General features: G+C 75.9%; 4 protein-coding genes. All 4 read right to left on the reverse strand.

Features of this window, described 5'->3' with window-relative positions; translation table 11 throughout:
- Positions 1-11: 11 nt before the first annotated feature.
- A complete protein-coding gene (locus tag OG295_RS40380; protein WP_331733061.1) occupies positions 12-1,436 on the reverse strand; it encodes a DHA2 family efflux MFS transporter permease subunit in 1,425 nt (474 codons plus the stop codon).
- The gene (locus OG295_RS40385; RefSeq protein WP_371681558.1) at positions 1,433-12,505 is read right to left on the reverse strand and encodes an SDR family NAD(P)-dependent oxidoreductase; all 11,073 of its coding nucleotides are present in this window, start codon (positions 12,503-12,505) and stop codon (positions 1,433-1,435) included. Before OG295_RS40385 ends, OG295_RS40380 begins: the two co-directional genes overlap by 4 nt.
- Before the next feature lie 4 nt (positions 12,506-12,509).
- Entirely contained in the window at positions 12,510-17,243 is a 4,734-nt protein-coding gene (locus OG295_RS40390) for an SDR family NAD(P)-dependent oxidoreductase (protein ID WP_331733067.1), read from the reverse strand.
- Between the two features lie 86 nt (positions 17,244-17,329).
- The gene (locus OG295_RS40395) at positions 17,330-22,129 is read right to left on the reverse strand and encodes a type I polyketide synthase (protein WP_371681559.1); all 4,800 of its coding nucleotides are present in this window, start codon (positions 22,127-22,129) and stop codon (positions 17,330-17,332) included.
- Between the last annotated feature and the right edge of the window lie 34 nt (positions 22,130-22,163).

Genomic DNA, 22,163 nt, shown 5'->3' on the forward strand with positions numbered 1-22,163 from the left:
GACGGTTCCCCTCAGTGGGTGGAGGCGGGATCGGGGCGGCGGCGCCCGGCGCGGGCGAGCAGGAGGGCGCTCAGCGCGGCCACCGCCGACAGGGCCAGCGACCAGCCGAAGGTGACGGCGAAGGCGGAGGCCTTGTCGTGCGGGCGGCCGTCGGCATCGTCGAGGCCGCTCTGCAGGACGGTGACGAGGACCGCCGTGGCGACGGAACCGCCCAGCCGTTGCAGGATGCTGAGCTGGGGCGAGGCGTCGCCGATCTTCTGCGGGTCGAGCCTGCGGAACGCGGAGGTCATGGCGGGCATGACGGACAGGCCGGCGCCGAATCCCGAGACGCACATGGCCGTGCCGATGAGCGCGTAGGAGGTGTCGGCGCCGACGAACACGAACGGCACCGCCGCCGCGAGGCTGAGCGAGGCGCCGGCCAGGGCCGTGCGGCCGCCGCCGAGGCGTTCGGCGGCCCGGCCCGAGAGCCAGGTCGCCGCGGCCGCGCCGATGCTCGACGGCACGAGGAGCATGCCGGTGGTGACCGGGTCCTCGTGGCGTACGTCCTGGAAGTACAGCGGCATCAGGACCATGCCCGCGTACATGCCCATGGACAGGAAGAACGTGGTGAGGGACGCGGCGCGGAAGACCCGGTCGCGGTAGAGGCGGATGTCGAAGAGCGGGTGCGGGGTGCGCAGGGTGCGGAGGGTGAACAGGACGAGGAGGGACGTGCCGACGGCGATGGCGGACAGGGCCACCGTCGGCGAGCCGGTGTCGGTGCTGCCCAGGCCGTAGGTGAGGACGGCCATGCCGGTGGAGATCGCGGCCAGGCCGGGGACGTCCAGCGGCGTGGTCGCTTCGGGGCGGTCGGACGGCAGCAGGCACAGGGCGCACAGGACGGCGGCGGCGCCCACGGGAAGGTTGACCAGGAAGATCCACCTCCAGTCGGTGTAGTGCAGCAGGAGCCCGCCGATGAACGGGCCGAAGACCGGGGCCAGCACGATGGGGACGCCCACCGTCGCCATGACCCGGGACATGTTCTTCGGCCCGGCCGTGCGGGCCAGGATCATCTGCCCGACGGGCATGATCAGTCCGCCGCCGAGGCCCTGGACCGCGCGGAAGGCGATGAGCTGTCCGGCGTCCTGGGCGGCCGCGCAGAGTGCGGAGCCGAGGGTGAACAGGACGACGGCGGCCACGTAGGTGCGGCGGGCGCCGAAGCGGCGGGCGGCCCAGCCGGAGACCGGGACGACGGCGGCCACCGCCAGGAGGTAGGCGGTGACCACCCATTGGACCGTGCTCAGCGGGGCCCGGAAGTCGGTGCCGAGGGCGCTGAGCGCGACGTTGACGATGGTCGAGTCGAGGAACGACATGGTCGCTCCGACGATCACGACGGTGGCGGCCTTCCAGACGTCGCGGCCGAGGCCGGTACGGGGCGCGGGTGCGGTGCTCGTGGTCATGCCGCGGTCTCCGTCAGCCAGTGGTCGACGGCGCCGGCGGCGGCCTGCGCGTCGTCCTCCATCATCGTGAAGTGGTCGCCCGGTACGTCCACGGCCGTGTGGGCCAGGGGCCAGGACGCGTGGTGGCCGTCGCCGTCCACCAGGGAGCGGCCGGCTCTGACGAGCAGGGTCGGCACGGTGGTGGCGGTGGGCCGCCAGCCGGGGAAGAGCCGGAAGTAGCCGCCCATGGCGGTGAGCCGGAGGTCGGTCATCCAGCCGAAGGAGTCCTCCCGTTCGAACATGGCGTCGGTCATGCGGGAGCGGAACGCGGGCTGTGCCGCGTCGCCGGGCAGGAACGTGTCGAGCAGCACCAGTCCGGCGGGGGCGCTGCCGTGGCGTTCCAGGTGTGCGGTGACCTCCTGGGCCAGCCAGCCGCCCGAGGAGTACCCGGCCAGGGCGAACGGGGCGCCGTCGGCGAGGCGCAGGACCTCGGCGGCCACGTGTGCGACGAGGGCGTCGGCGGTGGCGGGCAGCCGCTCGCCCTCGCCGTAGCCGGGGAGCGGCAGGACGTGGACGTCGCGGTGCTCGCGGAAGGGCGCGGCGAAGCGGGCGAACTGGTGGGGGCTGGAGAGGGCGGTGACCGAGGGCAGGCAGATCAGGACGGTGCCGGCGGTCCGGCCGGACCCGTCGGCGGCGGTCGCGGCCGGGGTCGCGGTGGCGGTGGACAGGCGGACCGGTGCCGGGGCGTCGTCCGTGCCGTCCGTGTCGAAGGAGGGGCGCAGCAGGGAGGCCGCGACGAGCAGGTCGGTGGCCTCCTTCACCTTTCCGTCGGCGCAGGCCTGCCGGTAGAGCGCCGCGATGGGCTGCTCCGCCGCCGGCCGCCGTACGGGTTCCTGCGGCTGCGGGGTGCGGGCCGCGGCGAGTTCGCCGCGCATGTGGTCGGCCAGGGCGGCGGGGGTGGGGTGGTCGAAGACGGCGGTGGCCGACAGTCTCAGGCCGGTGGCGGTGTTGAGGCTGCCGCGCAGGCGCACCGAGGTCAGCGAGTCGAAGCCCAGCTCCAGGAACTTGCGGTCCGGGTCGATCCGGTCGGCGGAGGTGTGGCCGAGGACGGTGGCCGTGTGGGCCTGTACGAGGGGCAGCAGTTCTTCCGGGTCGAGTACGGGTGCGGCGGCCGGGGCGGTCGCGGGCCGCCGGAGCGGGGCGGGCACCAGGGCGTGCAGCAGGGGCGGGAGGGCCTCGTGCCGGGCGCGGGCGCGCAGGGCGGGGAGGTCCAGGCGGATCGGTACCGCCAGGGCCCGGTCGAGGGCGGGGGCGGTGTCGAGGAGGGCGAGGGCCTCCTCGGTGGCGAGGGCGGCGACGCCGCCCCGGTTGATGGCCTCGACGTCGGTGGCGTCGAGGGCGCCGGTCATGCCGCTGCGTTCGGCCCACAGGCCCCAGGCGAGGGAGATGCCCGGGAGGCCCTGCTCGCGCCGGTGCTGGGCGAGGGCGTCGAGGTAGGCGTTGGCGGCGGCGTAGTTGCCCTGGCCCGGGGCGCCCAGGAGACCCGAGGCGGAGGAGAAGAGGACGAACGCCGACAGGTCCAGGCCGGCGGTGAGTTCGTGGAGGTTGTCGGCCGCGTCCGCCTTCGGGCGCAGGACCGCGTCGAAGCGCTCCGGGGTGAGGGACTCGATCACACCGTCGTCCAGGACCCCCGCCGTGTGGATGACGGCGGTCAGTGGGTGCGCGGCGGGGATCGAGGCCAGGAGGGCGGCGAGGGCGTCGCGGTCGGCGGCGTCGCAGGCGGCGACGGTGACCGAGGCACCCGCCTCGGACAGTTCGGCGACGAGGTCCTCGGCGCCGCCGGAACGCGAGGCCAGCAGGAGGTGGCGTACGCCGTGGACGGCAACCAGGTGGCGGGCGACGGCCCGGCCCAGGACGCCGGTACCGCCCGTGACCAGGACCGTGCCGCCCTCGGTGAAGGACAGCCCCTCGGAAGCCACCGGGGCGGGGGCCCGGAGCAGGCGCGGGATGCGGGCCGCTCCCCCGCGCACCGCCAGCTGCGGCTCCGGCGAGGTCAGGTACGGCGTCGGGTCGACGCCCTCGTCCAGGTCGAGGAGGTGGAAGCGGCCGGGGTGTTCCGACTGGGCGGAGCGCACCAGACCCCATACGGCGGCAGCCGCCCGGTCGCGTACGTCCTCGCCGACCGCGCCGCGGGTCACGAACACCAGGCGCTCCTCCCCCGCGTCCGCGAGGGACCCCTGGAGGGCTTCCAAGGCCCGGCCCAGGGCGGGGCGGACGCCGTCGGAGGTGTCGACCTCGTACGCCCTGCCCGCGGACAGGGCCCCGCCTGCCGGGGCCGCCGCCCAGTCCAGGGCGAAGAGGGTGTCGCGGTGTGCGAGGTGGTCGGTGGCGACCGGGCGCAAGGCCAGTGAGTCGACGGTGGCCACCGCGCGGTCGGCCGTGTCGGTGACGGTGAGCGCGACGGCGTCGCCACCGGCCGGGCTCAGCCGGACGCGCAGGGCGCGGGCACCGCCGGCGTGCAGGGAGACCCCGTTCCAGGAGAACGGCAGGCGGACGCCGGGACCGTCGAGGAAGGAGCCGAGGCCCACGGCGTGCAGGGCGGCGTCGAGGAGGGCCGGGTGGAGGCCGAAGCGGCCAGCGGCCTCCTGCCGGTCGGGGTCGAGGGCGACCTCGGCGTACACCTCGTCGCCGAGCCGCCAGGCGGCCCGCAGGCCCTGGAAGGCGGGCCCGTAGCCGAGGCCGGCGTCGGCGAGCCGGTCGTAGAAGCCGGTCAGGTCGACGGGTTCGGCACCGGTGGGGGGCCAGGTGTCGCCGAGGCCTGCGGGGGCGGGGGTGGTGGCCGGGGTGGCGGAGAGGACGCCGGTGGCGTGGCGGGTCCAGGGTTCGCCGGTCTCCTGCGCGGAGCGGGCGTACGTGGTGACGGTGCGGCGGCCGTCCGGGTCGGCGGGGCCGACGGCCAGCTGGACCTGCACGGCGCCCCGCCCGGGCAGCGCCAGCGGGGCCTCCAGGGTCAGTTCCTCCAGGTGGGGGTGGCCGGTGCGCAGGCCGGCGTGCAGGGCCAGTTCGACGAAGGCGGTGCCGGGCAGCAGGGCCGTGCCGGCCACGGCGTGGTCGGCCAGCCAGGGCTGCGCGGACAGCGACAGGCGTCCGGTGAAGAGGTGGTCGTCGGAGGCGGCGAGGGTCACCGCCGCGCCGAGCAGCGGGTGGTCGGCCCCCTCCAGGCCCGCCGAGGCCATGTCGCCGGAGGCTTCGGCGCCCTCCAGCCAGAACCGCTCGCGCTGGAAGGGGTACGTGGGCAGGTCGACGTGGCCGGCTCCGGGGAAGACGGTGTCCCAGTCCACCGCGACGCCGTGGACGTGGGCCTCGGCGAGGGCGGCGGTGAAGCGGCCGGGGCCGCCGTCGCCGCGGCGCAGGGAGCCCAGCGCGGTGTCGGGCAGGCCGTGGACGAGGACGGGGTGCGGGCTGACCTCGATGAACACGCCGTGGCCCGCCCGGAGGAGGGTTTCGGTGGCGTCGGAGAGCAGGACGCTCTGGCGGAGGTTGCGGTACCAGTACCGCTCGTCGAGTTCGGTGCCGTCCAGCCAGGTGGCGTCGACGGTGGACAGGAACGGGATCTCGGCGGGGCGGGGGGTGATGCCGGCGAGGGCGTCCAGGACGTCGGTGCGGATCTCCTCCACGTGGGCGGAGTGGGAGGCGTAGTCCACGGGGATCCGGCGGGCGCCCTCGACCGCGGCGAGCACCGCGTCGAGTGCCTCCGGGTCGCCGGAGACCACGACGGAACGGGGGCCGTTCACGGCGGCGAGCGACAGCCGCTCGCCCAGGTGCGCGGCGGCCTCCTCCCGGGAGAGCGGCAGGGAGACCATGCCGCCGCGGCCGGAGAGGGCCAGCAGGGCCTTGCTGCGCAGGGCGACGACGCGGGCCGCGTCGTCGAGGGTGAGCGCCCCGGCGACGCAGGCGGCGGCGATCTCGCCCTGCGAGTGGCCGACCACGGCGGCCGGTTCCACGCCGTGGGAGCGCCACAGCGCGGCGAGGGAGACCATCACGGCCCACAGGGCGGGCTGGACGACGTCGACGCGGGTCAGGGCTGCCTCGTCGGCGAGGGCCTCGCGCAGCGACCAGTCCACGTAGGGCGCCAGGGCGCGCTCGCAGGCGTCCAGCCGGTCGGCGAACACCGGGGAGGCGTCGAGCAGTTCGTGGGCCATGCCGGCCCACTGCGAGCCCTGGCCGGGGAAGACGAACACGGCCGTCGCGGCGGTGCGCGCCGAGCCGCGCAGCAGGTGCGGGGAGGGCTCGCCGGCGGCCAGGGCGGTCAGGGCGGCGGCGAAGGCGGCGGGGTCGTCGGCGACGACGGCGGCCCGGTGCTCCAGGGCGGCGCGGGAGGACGCGAGGGAGCGGCCGATGTCGGCGAGGGGGTGGTGGGGGGCGCCGTCGTCGGGGGCCCGCTGCGCGGTGAGGCCGTCCAGGGCGGCGAGGAGGTTGCGGGCCTGGTCGCGCAGGGCGTCGTCGGTCTTGCCGGACAGCACCCACGGCAGGGCGGTGCCCTGTTCTGCGGGGGATGGCGGGCCGGCGGGCCGTGCTCCGGTGACGTCTTCGAGGGGGGCCTGTTCGACGATGACGTGGGCGTTGGTGCCGCTGACGCCGAACGAGGACACGCCGGAGCGGCGGGCGCGCCCGGTCTCGGGCCACGGCACGGGCTCGGTGAGCAGGCGTACGGCGCCGGCGTCCCAGTCGACGTGCGGGGTGGGCTCGTCGACGTGGAGGGTGCGCGGCAGGACGCCGTGGCGCATCGCCTGGACCATCTTGATGACGCCGCCGACGCCGGAGGCGGCCTGGGTGTGGCCGATGTTGGACTTGAGGGAGCCCAGCCACAGCGGCCGGCCGTCGGGGCGGCCCTGCCCGTAGGTGGCGAGGACGGCCTGGGCTTCGATGGGGTCGCCGAGCCTGGTGCCGGTGCCGTGGGCCTCGACGGCGTCGACGTCGGCGACGGTCAGGCCGGCGTTGCCGAGGGCCTGGCGGATGACGCGCTGCTGGGAGGGGCCGTTGGGGGCGGTGAGCCCGTTGGAGGCGCCGTCCTGGTTGACGGCGGAGCCGCGGATGACGCCGAGGACCCGGTGGCCGTGGCGGCGGGCGTCGGAGAGGCGTTCCAGCAGGAGCATGGCCGCGCCCTCGCCCCAGCCGGTGCCGTCGGCGGACGCCGCGAAGGACTTGCAGCGGCCGTCGAAGGACAGGCCGCGCTGGCGGGAGAACTCGACGAACGTGTTGGGCGTGGCCATCACGGTCGCACCGCCCGCCAGGGCCATGGTGCACTCGCCGCCCCGCAGGGCCTGGGCGGCCAGGTGAAGGGCGACCAGCGAGGAGGAGCAGGCGGTGTCGACGGTGACGGCCGGGCCCTCCAGCCCGAGGACGTAGGAGATGCGGCCGGACAGGACGCTGCCGGCGTTGCCGGTGCTGAGGTAGCCGTCGATGCCCTCGGGCACCTCGCCGCCGCCCAGGAGGGAGGCGTAGTCGTGGTACATGACGCCCGCGAACACGCCGGTGGCGGTACCGCGGACGGAGGTGGGGTCGATGCCGGCGCGTTCGAAGGCCTCCCAGGCGGTTTCGAGGAGGAGCCGCTGCTGGGGGTCCATGGCGAGGGCCTCGCGGGGCGAGATCCCGAAGAAGCCGGCGTCGAACTCGGCGGCGTCGTAGAGGAAGCCGCCCTCGCTGACGTACGAGCGGCCGGCCGCGTCGGGGTCGTCGTCGAAGAGGCCGTCGAGGTCCCAGCCGCGGTCGGTCGGGAACGCCGCGATGCCGTCTCCGCCTGCGGAGACCAGGTTCCACAGGTCCTCGGGCGAGCGGACCCCGCCGGGGTAGCGGCAGCTCATGCCGACGATCGCGATGGGGTCGTCGGCGTCGGCGCCCGGGGCGGCGACGGGCACGGTGGCGGCGGCGGTGTCCGGCGCGGCCTCGGTCAGCCCGGCGCGCAGGTGCTCGACGAGGGCGGCGGGGGTGGGGTAGTCGAAGATCAGCGTGGCCGAGAGCCGCAGGCCCGTCTCGGTGGTGAGCCGGTTGCGCAGTTCGACGGCGGTGAGGGAGTCGAAGCCGAGCTCGGTGAACGCCTGGCCGAGGTCGATCGCCCCGGCCGTCGCGTGGCCCAGTACGGAACCGACGTGGGTGCGGACGAGTTCGGCGATCTGCCGTTCGGTCCACTCCGTACGGGGGGTGGCCGGGGCGGACGCGGCCGCCCGGCGGGCCGGTCCGCGCACCAGGCCGCGCAGCAGGGCGGGCGGCGTCGCGGTGCGGGCCGCCGCGCCGGGCGGCGGGGTGAGGTCCAGGCGGGCGGGGACGAGCAGGGGCTCGTCGAGGCCGCCGGCGAGGTCGAAGAGTTCGAGCCCCTCGGCGGCGGACAGGGCGGCGACGCCGGATCCGGTGATGCGCTGGCGGTCGTTGCCGGCCAGGCGCCCGCCCATGCCGCCGCCTTCCGCCCACAGGCCCCAGGCGAGGGAGACGGCGCTGAGTCCCTGCGCGGCACGGTGCTGGGCGAGGGCGTCGAGGAAGGCGTTGGCGGCGGCGTATCCGGCCTGGCCGGGGGCGCCGAAGACGCCGGCGGCCGAGGAGAACAGGACGAAGGCCGACAGGTCCGCCTCCCGCGTCAGCTCGTGCAGGTGCCAGGCCGCGTCGAGCTTGGGGCGCAGTACGGTGTCCAGCCGTTCGGGCGCCAGCGAGCCGATCACCCCGTCGTCGAGGACGCCGGCGGCGTGCACCACCGCGGTCAGCGGGTGTCCTGCGGGGATCCGGGCGAGCAGGCGGGCCAGGTCGGCGCGGTCGCCGACGTCGCAGGCCTCGATCAGGACGTGGGCGCCGGACCCGGTGAGTTCGGCGGCGAGTTCGGCGGCGCCCTCGGCGGCCGGACCGCGCCGGCCGGCCAGGACGAGGTGGCGTACGCCGTGCTCGGCCACCAGGTGGCGGGCGAGCAGGGCGCCGAGGCCGCCGGTGCCGCCGGTGATCAGGACGGTGCCGTCGGGGTTCCACTCCCGGGGCGCGGCGGGGGCGGGGACGCGGGCCAGCCGGGGGGCGTACAACAGGCCTTCGCGCAGGGCGAGTTGCGGCTCGTCGAGGGCCAGGGCGGCGGTCAGGGATCCACTCGGGCCCGATTCCGTGTCGTCGTCCGCGTCGTCGTCCGTGTCGATGAGACGGAAGCTGCCCGGGTTCTCGGCCTGCGCCGACCGGACGAGGCCCCACAGCGGCGCCTGGCCGAGGTCGCGGACCTCCTCACCGGGTCGCACGGCCAGCGCACCGCGGGTGACGAGGACCAGCTGCGACGCGGTGTACCGGGGCTCGGCGAGCCACGTCTGGAGGAGTTCCAGGACGCGGTGCGTGCCGGAGTGCGCGTCGGTGACCAGGTCTTCGGTGTGCGGGCAGCGGACGAACACGGTGTCCGGGACGGTGTCCAGCGCGGCCAGGTCGGCGGCCGAGGCGATCCAGTGGGGCCGCGCGTCGGCGGGTCCTGCGGGTGCGGCCCCGGCCGCGGTCCGGGGCAGGGCGGTCCAGTCGACGCGGAACAGGGAGTCGCGGTGCCGGTGCGTGCGCTGCGCGGCGGCCGGGCGCAGGGCGAGGGCCTCGACGGTGGCGACCGGGGCGCCGGCCTGGTCCGCGGCCTCCAGGGCCACGGTGTCGGGGCCGGCGGGTGACAGCCGTACGCGCAGCGCCGGGGCGCCGGCCGCGTGGAGGGTCACTCCGCGCCAGGAGAAGGGGAGGCTGGCGGCGCCGTCGGTGACGAAGTCGCCGAGTCCGACGGCGTGCAGGGCGGCGTCCAGCAGGGCGGGGTGCAGGCCGAAGCGGGACGCCTCGGTCTCCTGCGGCAGCCGCACCTCGGCGAACACGTCCTCGCCGCGGCGCCAGGCGGCCCGCAGGCCCTGGAAGGCCGGGCCGTAGCCGAAGCCGACCTCGACGAGGTGCTCGTAGAGCCCGTCGACGGATATCGGCTCGGCGCCCGCCGGGGGCCATTCGCCCATGCCGGGGTCGGCGGGCGGGGTGGCGGCCGGGGCGGGGTCGGCCATCAGGGTGCCGCCCGCGTGCCGGGTCCACGGCTCGTCGGCGTGCCGGGAGTGGAAGGTCAGCGAGCGCCGTCCGTCCGCGTCCGCGGGTCCGACGGCGACCTGGAGCTGGACCGCGCCCTGTTCGGGGAGGACCAGCGGTGCCTCGATGGTCAGTTCGTCGAGGCGGGCGCAGCCGACCTGGTCGCCGGCGCGGACGGCCAGTTCCACGAAGGCGGTGCCGGGGACGAACACGGTGCCCATGACGGCGTGGTCGGCGAGCCAGGGGTGGGTGCGCAGGGAGAGGCGGCCGGTGAACAGCACCTGGTCGGCCTCGGCGAGGGTGACCATGGCGCCGAGCATGGGGTGGTCGGCGGGGCCCAGGCCGGCGGCGGCCACGTCGCCGCCGCCGGTCGTGGCGGGCCAGTAGCGCTGCCGCTGGAAGGGGTACGTGGGCAGGTCGACGCGGCGTCCGGGCAGCAGGGGCGTCCAGTCGACGGGCAGCCCGCGGGTCCAGGCCTCGGCGAGGGCACCGAGGAACGCCTCGGGCTCCGGGCGGTCCCCGCGGAGCGCGGGCGTCAGGAGTCCGGCGAAGTCCGCCGGCAGGGACTCCCCCGCCATGGCGGCGAGGACGCCCCGCGGGCCCAGCTCCAGGAAGTGGGCGACGCCCTGCTCCTCGGCGAGGTGGGCGAGGGCGTCGCCGAAGCGGACGGCGGACCGTACGTGCTCGACCCAGTGGTCGGCCGTGAACCCGGTGGTCTGGGCGCCCGTGAGGGTGGAGACGACCGGGATCTCGGGGGCGTGGTGGGTGAGGGTTTCCGCGACCTCGCGGAAGGCCTCCAGCATCGGCTCCATCAGCGGGGAGTGGAAGGCGTGCGAGACCGTGAGGCGCTTGGTCTTGTGGCCCCGCTCGGCCAGCTGCGCGGCCACCTCCAGGACGGCCGCCTCGGCGCCCGAAACCACCACCGCCGACGGACCGTTGACGGCCGCGATGTCCACCTCCGGGGAGGACAGGAGCGGACGGACCTCGTCCTCGGTGGCGCGCACGGACACCATCGCGCCGCCCTCGGGCAGGGCGCCCATCAGGGCGCCGCGGGCCGACACCAGCCGGGCCGCGTCCGCCAGGGACAGCACCCCGGCCACGTGCGCGGCGGCGATCTCGCCGATGGAGTGACCGGCGACGAAGTCCGGACGCAGGCCCAGCGACTCCGCCAGGCGGTACAGCGCCACCTCGACCGCGAAGAGGGCCGGCTGGGTGAACTCCGTGCGGTGGATCTCCTCCCCGCCCCCGAACACCAGCTCCTTGAGGGGGAGGTCGAAGTGGGCGCACACCTCGTCGAACGCGGCGGCGAACACCGGCTGCGCCCCGTACAGCTCACGCCCCATCCCCGGACGCTGCGCGCCCTGGCCCGAGAAGAGGAAGGCAAGCTTCCCGTCGGAGGCGGCGCCCTCGACGAGTTCCTCCCGGTCGGTGCCGGTCAGCACGCCGCGGTGGGCGAGCGGCGTCCGCAGGGAGAGGGAGTGGGCCAGGTCGGCGGGGTCCAGCTCCGGGTGGTCCTGCGCGTACGCGCGGAGCTGGTCGGCCCGCGCGCGCAGCGCCTCGGGGGTGTGCGCCGACAGGGGCCACGGCGTGGCGGTGGGGAGCGGTGTCCGGGGCTCCCGGGCGCCGGCCGGCGGCCGGGCGTCCTCCGGGGCGGCCTGCTCGACGATCAGGTGGGCGTTGGTGCCGCTGACCCCGAACGCGGACACGCCGGCGCGGCGCGGCTCGCCCGTCTCGGGCCAGGGCGCGGGCTCGGTCAGCAGGCGTACGCCGCCGGCCGTCCAGTCGACGTGCGGGGTCGGCTCGTCCACGTGCAGGGTCCTGGGCAGGGTGCCGTGCTGGATGGCGAGGACCATCTTCATCACGCCGGCGACGCCGGCGGCGGCCTGGGTGTGGCCCAGGTTGGACTTGACGGAGCCCAGCCACAGGGGGCGGTCGGCGGCCCGCTTGCGGCCGTAGGTGGCGAGGAGGGCGTGTGCCTCGATGGGGTCGCCGAGCCTGGTGCCGGTGCCGTGGGCCTCGACGGCGTCGACCATGTCCGGGGACAGCCGGGCGTTGGCGAGGGCCTGGCGGATGACGCGCTGCTGGGCGGTGCCGTTGGGGGCGGTGAGCCCGTTGGAGGCGCCGTCCTGGTTGACGGCGGAGCCCCGCAGGACCGCGAGGACCGGGCGGCCGGCCCGGCGGGCGTCGGAGAGCCGTTCGAGGACGAGCAGGCCCGCGCCCTCGCCCCAGCCGGTGCCGTCGGCTGCGGCGGCGAAGGGCTTGCAGCGGCCGTCGGCGGCGAGTCCGCGCTGGCGGCTGAACTCGACGAAGACCCGGGGGGTGGCCATCACGGTCGCGCCGCCCGCGAGGGCCAGGGAGCATTCACCGCGGCGCAGTGCCTCGGCGGCCAGGTGCAGGGAGACGAGGGAGGAGGAGCAGGCGGTGTCGACGGTGACGGCGGGGCCTTCGAGGCCGAGGACGTAGGAGAGGCGGCCGGAGAGCACGCTCGCCGCGTTGCCGGTGCCGATGTAGCCTTCGAGGCCCTCTTCGGGCCGGTCGCCGAACAGGGTGCCGTAGTCCTGGCCGTTGGTGCCGACGAAGACGCCGGCCCGGCTGCCGCGCAGGGCGGCCGGGTCGAGGCCGGAGCGTTCCAGGGCCTCCCAGGCGACCTCCAGCAGCAGTCGCTGCTGGGGGTCCATGGCGCGGGCCTCGCGCGGGCTGATGCCGAAGAAGGCGGGGTCGAAGTCGGCGGCGCCGCCGAGGAAGCCGCCCTCGCGGACGTAGCTGGTGCCGGCCCGGTCGGGGTCCGGGTCGTAGAGGGCGGCGAGGTCCCAGCCGCGGTCGTCGGGGAAGGCGGCGAGGGCGTCGGTGCCGTCGGCGAGCAGGGTCCACAGCTGTTCGGCGGAGTGCACGCCGCCGGGGAAGCGGCAGCCCATGCCGACGATCGCGATCGGCTCGTGGGTGAGGTCCTCGGCGTCCTTCAGGCGCCGGTTGGCCTCGTCCAGGTCGGCCGTGACCCGCTTGAGGTATTCCAGGAGCTTGGTCTCGTTCACCATGTCAGCGGGTCCCGTATTTCTGGTCGATGTAGGCGAAGAGGTCGTCCGCCGTGTCCAAGGTCGGTGGGGTGTCGGCGCCCGGCGCGTCGTCGGTGCCGGGTCCGGAGCCGGGGGTCGGTCCGGTGCCGATGCCGTCGCGGGGGCGGGCCCGTGCCAGGAGGGTCTGGAGGCGCGTGGCGACCTCCGCCCGTACGTCGGGGGCGTCGAGGACCGCGAGGGCGTCCTCGACGCGGTCGAGGTCGGCCAGCAGGCGGGCGGCGGCGGTGCCGCCGAGTTCGGCGTCGAGGTGGTCGGCGAGGGCCTGCGGGTTGGGGTGGTCGAAGACCACGGTCGTGGGGAGGTTCAGGCCCGTGCGCAGGCCGAGGACGTTGCGCAGGTCGACGGCGGTGAGGGAGTCGAAGCCGAGTTCCCGGAAGGGGTGGGTCGGGGTGACGGCCCCGGGGCCGTCGTGTCCGAGGACGGCGGCCGCCTGGGTGCGTACGAGGTCCAGCAGGGCGGCGGCGCGTTCGGCGTCCGGGAGCAGGGTGATCCGCTCCCGCCAGCCGGGTTCCTCGTCGGCGGTGCGGGGGCGGGCCTCCTCGACTCCGGTGAGGAGCGGGCTGGGGCGGACCGTGGTGAAGCCGGGGGCGAACAGGGTCCAGTCGATGTCGGCCACGGCCAGGCCGGCGTCACCGTGGTCCAGGGCCTGCTGGAGGCCCTCGATGGCGTGCCGGGGCGCCATGGGGCGGATGCCGTGGCGGCGCAGGCGTTCGCCGACGGCCTCCTCGTCCTCGGCCATGCCGCCGCCGGCCCAGGCGCCCCAGGCCACGGCGGTGGCGGGCAGTCCGTCGGCGCGGCGCTGCTCGGCCAGGGAGTCGAGGTGGGCGTTGGCGGCCGCGTAGTTGGCCTGGCCGGCGCCGCCGACGGCGCCGGCGAAGGAGGAGAAGAGGACGAACGCCGACAGGTCGAGGCCCGCGGTGAGCTCGTGGAGGTTGCGGGCGGCGTCGGCCTTGGGGCGCAGGACCGTCGCGAACCGTTCGGGGGTGAGGGTGTCGAGGACGCCGTCGTCGAGGACGCCGGCGGTGTGCACCACCGCGGTCAGGGGCAGCTCGGCGGGGATCGCGTCGAGGACGGCGGCGAGCGCGTCCCGGTCGGCGGCGTCGCACGCCGCGATGGTGACGCGGGTGCCCGTCGCGCTCAGTTCGGCGGCGAGTTCGCGGGCGCCGGGGGCCCGGTCGCCACGGCGGCTGGTGAGGACCAGGTGTTCGGCGCCGGACGCGGCGAGCCAGCGGGCGATGTGGCCGCCGAGGGCGCCGGTGCCGCCGGTGACCAGGGCGGTGCCGGAGGGCCGCCAGGGCGTGACGGGGGCCGATGCCCTCCGTACGCGGACCAGCCGGCGGGCGAGGATCCCGGTGGGGCGGATCGCCAGCTGGTCCTCGGCGGGGGTGCCCGGGCCGGCCAGCAGCAGGGCGGCGAGGCGGTCCGGCGCGGTGGCGTCGGCTTCGCAGGGGAGGTCGACGAGCCCGCCCCAGCGGGTGGGGGTTTCCAGGGCGGCCGCCCGGCCCAGGCCCCAGACCTGTGCCTGGCCGGGGTCGGAGGGCCGGTCGTCGGGGCCGGTGGAGAGGGCGCCGCGGGTGGCGCACCACAGGGGTGCGGTGATCCCGGCGTCGCCGAGGGCCTGGTGGAGCAGGAGGGCCGTGTCGGCTCCGGGGTCGCCGGGTGCGGCGGGCAGGAGCAGGACGCCCGCGCAGCGGTCGGCGCCGGCCAGGGCCGCGAGGAGGCGGAAGGACAGCGCCTCGCGGTCGAGTCCCGTGCCGGGGTCCAGGTCCAGGCGGGCGGTGGTGGCGCCCCGGGCGGCGAACGCCTCGGTGACCGGGTCGAGGTCCCCCGGCCGGGAGCCGACGACGAGCCAGGTCCCGGTCGGGGCGGCGGGGGCCGACGGGGTGGCGAGCGGCTGCCAGTCGATGCGGTACTGGAGGCCGGCCGCGGGGTCCCGGTCGGGGGCGGCGGTCCCGGCGGGGGCCTCGCCGGGGCGGGCCCAGTAGCGGGTGCGCCGGAACGCCGTGGTCGGCAGGGCCACCCGGCGTGCGGGGCGTCCTGCGAGGACCCCGGTCCAGTGGGGGGTGGTGCCGTGGACGAACAGTTCGCCGAGGGCGGCGGTGACGGTCTCCCGCTCGGGCCGGTCGCGGCGCAGGGCCGCCGTGAGGACCGGGTCGGGGCCGTTCACGCAGGCCTGCCCGGCGGCGGTCAGGACGCCGGAGGGGCCCAGCTCGACGAAGCGGCGTACGCCCTGGGCTTCGAGGTGGCGCATCCCGTCGTGGAAGCGCACGGCGGCGCGTACGTGCCGGACCCAGTACTCGGGGGTGCGGAGCTCGGCCGGGTCGGCGGTGCGGCCGGTGATGTCGGAGACGATCGGGACGGACGGCTGGTGGAAGGTGAGCGTGCGGGCGACGCGGCCGAATTCGTCGAGCATCGGCTCCATCAGCGACGAGTGGAAGGCGTGGCTGACGTTGAGCCGCTTCGTGCGGTGGCCCGCGGCGTCGAGGAGGGCGGCGGTCGCGGAGACCGCGTCCTCGGGGCCCGAGACGACCACGGCGCGGGGGCCGTTGACGGCGGCGATGTCGACGCCGGCGGCGAGCAGGGCGCGCACCTCGTCCTCGGCGGCCTGGACGGAGACCATCGCCCCGCCCTCGGGCAGCGCCTCCATCAGCCGGCCGCGCGCGGCGACCAGGGTGGCCGCGTCGGGGAGGGTGAGGACGCCCGCGACGTGGGCGGCGGCCAGTTCGCCCACGGAGTGGCCGAGGAGGTAGTCGGGGCGCACCCCCCAGGACTCGAAGAGGCGGTACAGCGCCACCTCCAGGGCGAACAGGCCCGCCTGCGTGTAGTGGGTCCGGTCGAGGAGGGCGGCGTCGCCGGTCACCACCTGGCGCAGCGGGCGGTCCAGGTGGGCGTCGAGCGCGGCGCAGGCCGCGTCGAAGGCCTCCGCGAAGACGGGGAACGCCGTGTACAGCCCGTCTCCCATGCCGACGCGCTGGGCGCCCTGTCCGGTGAACAGGAACGCGAGCCCGCCGGGGGCGGCGCTGCCGCGCAGGACACCGGGGGCGGGGGTGCCGCCGGCGAGCGCGGCCAGGCCCTCCAGGAGGGCGTCGCGGTCGCCCGCGACCACGGCGGCGCGGTGGTCGAGGGTGGCGCGGGTGGTGGCGAGGGAGTGGGCGACGTCGCGCGGGGACAGGTGCGGCTCTGCCGTCAGGTGGGCGTGGAGCCGGGCGGCCTGGTCGCGCAGCGTCTCCTCCTCGCGTGCGGAGAGCACCGCGAGGACGGGGGCCGGATCGGGGGCGGGCTCGGGGGCCGGGGCCGGATCGGGGGTGGTGAGGTGTTCTTCGACGAGGACGTGGGCGTTGGTGCCGCTGATGCCGAAGGAGGAGACTCCGGCGCGGCGCGGGCGGCCGTCGGCGGGCTGCCAGTCGAGGTTCTCGGTGAGCAGCCGCACGGAGCCGGCCGACCAGTCGACCTGGGGCGTGGGCTCGTCGACGTGCAGGGTGCGCGGCAGGACGCCGTGGCGCATCGCCTCGACCATCTTGATGACGCCCGCCACGCCCGCGGCGGCCTGGGTGTGCCCGATGTTGGACTTGACGGAGCCGAGGCGCAGCGGCCGGTCGGCCGGGCGGTGGTGCCCGTAGGCCGCGATGAGGGCCTGTGCCTCGATGGGGTCGCCGAGGGTGGTGCCGGTGCCGTGGGCCTCGACGGCGTCGACCTGGTCGGGCGTCAGGCGGGCGTCGGCGAGGGCCAGTTCGATGACCCGCTGCTGGGCGGGGCCGTTGGGGGCGGTGAGGCCGTTGGAGGCGCCGTCCTGGTTGACGGCGGAGCCGCGGACCACCGCGAGGACGGGGTGGCCGTTGCGGCGGGCGTCGGAAAGCCGTTCCAGTACGAGCATGCCCGCGCCCTCGCCCCAGCCGGTGCCGTCGGCTGCGGCGGCGAAGGCCTTGCAGCGGCCGTCGCGGGCCAGGCCGCCCTGGCGGCTGAACTCCGCGAACAGGGTGGGCGTCGACATGACGGTGGCGCCGCCGGTGAGGGCCAGCTCGCACTCGCCGCGCCGCAGCGCCTGGGCCGCCAGGTGCAGGGCGACGAGGGAGGCGGAGCAGGCGGTGTCGACGGTGACGGCGGGGCCCTGGAGCCCGTAGACGTAGGAGAGGCGGCCGGAGAGGACGCTGGCCGCGTTGCCGGTCATGATGTGCCCGGCGAGGTCGTCGGCGGAGTGGACGGCCACGGGCGTGTAGTCCTGGCCGTTGGTGCCGATGAACACCCCCGTGCGGCTGCCGCGCAGGGTGTCCGGGGCGATCCCCGCGCGTTCGAAGGCCTCCCAGGAGGTCTGCAGCAGCAGGCGCTGCTGGGGGTCCATGGCGAGGGCCTCGCGGGGCGAGATCCCGAAGAAGGCGGCGTCGAACTCGCCCGCGCCCTCCAGGAATCCGGCCCGGCGGGCGTGGGAGGCGCCGGCCCGCTCCGGGTCGTCGGACAGCAGGCCCTCCAGGTCCCAGCCGCGGTCGGTGGGGAAGCCGGACAGGGCGTCGCCGCCGGAGACGAGCAGCCGCCAGAGGTCTTCGGGGCCCTGGACCCCGCCGGGGAAGCGGCAGCTCATGGCCACGACGGCGATCGGCTCGCCGTCCCGGTTCTCGCTCTCGCGCAGCCGTTCCCGGGTCTGCTCCAGTTCGGCCGAGACGCGCTTGAGGAAGTGGCGGAGTTTGTCTTCGTTGGACACGTGGGGGTTCTCCCTGGCGGAGGGGCTGGCGGCGGCGGGGCGGGGCGCGAGGCCGGGCACGGGCACGGGCACGGGCGAGGGCGCGGTCATGAGATGCCGAACTTCTCGCCGAGCAGGCCGAACAGTTCGTCGTCGGTCGCCGTCTCGTACGCGTCGGCGCTCGTGGCGCGCTCCGGGTGGTCGGCGGCCTCCTGGCCCTGGGCCAGCAGGGCCCCGAGCCGCTGCATGATCTTGGTGTGGTCGGCGGTGCCGGGCTCGATACGGGCCAGGGCACGTTCGAAGCGGGCGAACTCCGCCAGCGCGGACGGTCCGTCCGCACCGGCGTCCCCGCACAGCTCGGCCAGCAGGTAGGCGGCGAGGGCGGCCGGGTTGGGGTGGTCGAAGACGACGGTGGCGGGGAGCGTCAGGCCGGTGGCCGTGCTCAGCCGGTTGCGCAGTTCGACGGCCGTCAGGGAGTCGAACCCCGCCTCGCGGAAGGCCCGGCCCGTGGCGACCTCCTGCGCGGTGCCGTGTCCGAGGACGGCGGCCACGTGGGTGCGGACCAGGTCGAGCAGGGTCCGTTCCCGGGCTTCGGCGGGCAGGCCCGGGAGGGTGTCCCTCAGGGAGGTGCCGGCGGCGCGGCCCTCGTCCAGGGCCGCGAGTACGGTCCGCACCTCGGGGACGCCCGTCAGGAGCGGGCTGGGGCGGCCGGTGACGAAGGCCGCCGTGAAGCGCTCCCAGTCGACCCCGGCGACGACGAGCGTGGTCTCGTCGCGGTCCAGGGCCTGCTGGAGGGCGGTCATGGCCAGGTCGGGGGCCATCGGCAGGAGGCCACCGCGGCGCATGCGGGCGGTGACGGCGTCGGATCCGGTGGCGAGGCCGCTGTCGGCCCAGGCTCCCCAGGCGATGGAGGTGGCGGGCAGTCCGTCGCCGCGGCGCTGCTCGGCGAGGGCGTCCAGACAGGCGTTGGCCGCCGCGTAATTGCCCTGACCGGCACCACCGACCGTACCCGCGAACGAAGAGAACAACACGAACGCCGACAACTCCAGGCCCATCTCACCGGCCAGCTCGTGCAGATGACACGCAGCATCCGCCTTCGGACCCAGGACCGTCGCCAGACGCTCCGGAGTCAGACCCTCCAGCACACCGTCATCCAGCACACCCGCCGCATGGAACACCGACGACACCGGGAACTCCACCAGCAGCTTCGCCACCGCATCCCGGTCAGCCACATCACACGCCACCACCGAAGCCGTCACACCCGACCCCGCAAGCTCGGCCACCAGATCCGCGGCACCCGGAGCATCCGGACCCCGACGGCTCGTCAGGACCAGGTCCGTCGCACCCGCCGAAGCCAGCCAACGCGCCACCCGCACACCCAACGCACCCGTACCACCGGTCACCAGCACCGGACCATCAGGCCGCCAGCCCTCACCCACCACCGGCACGAACGGCGCCCGGACCAGACGACGGACGAACACACCCTCCGCACGCACCGCCACCTGATCCTCACCCGTACCGCCGGCCAGTACGGCAGCCAGCCGGCCCCCGGTCATGTCATCCAGCACCGACGGGACGTCCACCAGACCACCCCACCGCTCACCGAACTCCAACGCCGCGACCCGACCCAGACCCCACACCTGCGCCCGCACCGGATCCACCACACGGTCCGACACACCCGTCGACACCGCACCACGCGTCACACACCACAACCGGCCCCCGATACCGGCATCACCCAACGCCTGCACCAACGACAACGACCCCGCCACATCCAGCAGCGACACCACACCCTCAACAGCACCCACACCCGCCAGAGCCCCGGCCAGCTCCCCACGGGAACCACCAGCCGCCACCAGCTCCACCACCTCCACACCCGACGCCGACAACACACCCACCAAGTCCGCACCCGCCACCGCCGACACCACCAACCACCGCCCCGACAGGACGGCGGCGTCCACGGGGGTGGGTTCCCAGACCGCCCGGTAGCGCCAGGAGTCGACGGTGGAGCGCTGCCGGCGTCCCGACCGCCAGGCCGTGAGGACGGGCAGGGTGGTTTCCAGGGCGGTCAGCGCCGCTCCCTCGGCGCCGAGTTCCCCGGAGAGGGCCGGCAGGTCGGCGCGTTCGACGGCCTCCCAGAAGGCCGACTCGGCCGGGTCGGACCCGGCGTTCCGCCCGGTGCCGGGGCGCGGCCAGTACCGGCGGCGCTGGAAGGCGTAGGTGGGCAGGTCGACGTGGGCGGGGCCGGCGTCGGCGAAGGCGGGCGACCAGTCGACGGCGACGCCGCGCACGTGGGCCTCGGCCAGGGAGAGCAGGAAGCGTCCCGGTCCGCCGTCCCGGCGGCGCAGCGAGCCGACGGCGCAGTCCCCGAGGCCCTGGATCAGCACCGGGTGGGGGCTGCTCTCGACGAACACGCCGAATCCCTGCTCGCGCAGGGCGTGCGTGGACTCCTCGAAGCGCACGGTCCGGCGGGCGTTGCGGTACCAGTACTCGGCGTCCAGTCCGGCGGTGTCCTGCCAGTCGGCGGTGACCGTGGAGAAGAAGGGCACGTCCGCCGGGCGCGGGGCGAGGTCCGCGAGGAGGGTGAGGAGTTCGTCGCGGATCTCCTCGACGTGGGCGGAGTGGGAGGCGTAGTCGACGGCGATGCGACGGGCTCCCTCGGTCCCGGCGAGCAGCGCGTCGAGGGCTTCGGGGTCGCCCGAGACGACGACCGAGCGGGGGCCGTTCTCGGCGGCGATGGACAGGCGCTCGTCGAGGCCGGCCGCCACCTCCTCGCGGGGCAGCGGGACGGACACCATGCCGCCTCGGCCGGAGAGTGCGAGCAGGGCCTTGCTGCGCAGGGCCACCACCCGTGCCCCGTCGTCGAGGGAGAGGCCGCCCGCGACGCAGGCCGCGGCGATCTCGCCCTGCGAGTGTCCGAGGACGGCCGCCGGTTCGACTCCGTAGGAGCGCCAGAGCGCGGCGAGGGAGACCATCACGGCCCACAGCGCGGGCTGTACCACGTCGACGCGGGCGAGGGCGGCCTCGTCGGTGAGGACGTCGCGCAGCGACCAGTCGACGAAGGCGGACAGGGCCTGCTCGCACTGGTCCATCCGGTCGGCGAAGACGGGGCTGGTGGCGAGCAGCTCCGTGGCCATGCCCGTCCACTGGGAGCCCTGGCCGGGGAAGACGAAGACGGCCTTGGTCCGTCCGTCCGGTGCCCGGCCCTCGACGAGACCGGCGGCCGCCGCGCCGTCGGCCAGCGCCGCCAGTGCGGTGTCGAAGGCGACGGGGCCGTCGGCGACGAGGACGGCGCGGTGGTCGAAGGTGGCGCGCGTGAGGGCCAGGGACCGGCCGATCCCGGCCGGGTCGTGGCCGGGGCGGGCGGCCAGGAAGGCGCGCAGTTCGCCGGCCTGGGCCCGCAGGGCGTCGGCGGACTTGCCGGACAGCACCCACGGCAGGGCGGTGGAGGCCGCGGGGGTTGCCGGGACGGCCGGAGTGGGCTCGGCGGCGGGGGCGGGCTCGGCGGCGGGTTCCTCAAGGATGACGTGGGCGTTGGTGCCGCTCATGCCGAACGAGGACACTCCGGCGCGGCGCGGCTGCCCGTCGGCCGGCTGCCAGTCGAGGTTCTCCGTGAGCAGTCGTACGGCGCCGGCCGACCAGTCGACCTGGGGCGTGGGCCCGTCGACATGGAGGGTGCGGGGCAGGACGCCGTTGCGGATGGCCTGGACCATTTTGATGATGCCGGCGACGCCGGCCGCCGCCTGGGTGTGGCCGATGTTGGATTTGACGGAGCCGAGGCGCAGCGGCCGGTCGGCCGGCCGGTTCTGCCCGTACGTGGCCAGCAGCGCCTGCGCCTCGATCGGGTCGCCGAGGGTGGTGCCGGTGCCGTGGGCCTCCACGGCGTCGACCTGGTCGGCCGTCAGGCGGGCGTTGGCGAGGGCCTGGCGCAGCACGCGGCGCTGGGAGGGGCCGTTGGGGGCGGTGAGGCCGTTGGAGGCGCCGTCCTGGTTGACCGCGGAGCCGCGGACCACCGCGAGGACCCGGTGGCCGTTGCGGCGGGCGTCGGAGAGCCGTTCCAGTACGAGGACTCCCGCGCCCTCGCCCCAGCCGGTGCCGTCGGCGGCGGCGGCGAAGGGCTTGCAGCGGCCGTCCGGGGCCAGGCCCCGCTGGCGGCTGAACTCGGTGAAGGTGGTCGGGCTGGCCATGACCGTCACTCCGGCGGCGAGCGCGAGCGTGCACTCCTGCTGGCGCAGGGCCTGGGCGGCGAGGTGCAGGGCGACGAGGGAGGAGGAGCAGGCGGTGTCGACGGTGACGGCGGGCCCTTCGAAACCGAACTCGTACGAGATCCGGCCGGACAGCACGCTGGTGGCGTTCCCGGTGGCCAGGTAGCCGTCGACCTCCTCGGGACCGCCCACGAGGACCGTGCCGTAGTCGGTGCCGTTGGTGCCGACGAACACGCCCGTGCGGCTGCCGCGCAGGGTGTCCGGCGCGATCGCGGCGCGCTCCAGGGCCTCCCAGGAGGTCTCCAGCAGCAGGCGCTGCTGGGGGTCCATGGCGAGGGCCTCGCGCGGGGAGATGGCGAAGAAGCCGGCGTCGAAGTCGGCGGCGCCGTCGACGAACGCGCCTTCGCGGACGTACGAGGAACCGGGCCGGTCCGGGTCCTCGTCGAACAGCTCCTCCAGGTCCCAGCCCCGGTCGGTGGGGAACGGCGACACCGCGTCACGGCCGGCGGCGACCAGGTCCCACAGGCCCTCGGGGGAGCGGACGCCACCGGGGAAGCGGCAGCTCATCGCGACGATGGCGATGGGCTCGCGGGCCGCTTCGGCGAGCCGCCGGTTCTGTTCGCGCAGCCGCTCGGCCTCCTTGAGGGAGTTCCGGAGCGCGGCCACGAGCTTCGCGTCGGGCGTCGCCGTGCCGGATGTCGTCACTGCTTCGGGCGTAACCATGTGTCAGCTCCTCACT

Origin of the sequence: Streptomyces sp. NBC_01276, from assembly GCF_041435355.1 — a bacterium.
Classification (GTDB): Bacteria; Actinomycetota; Actinomycetes; order Streptomycetales; family Streptomycetaceae; genus Streptomyces.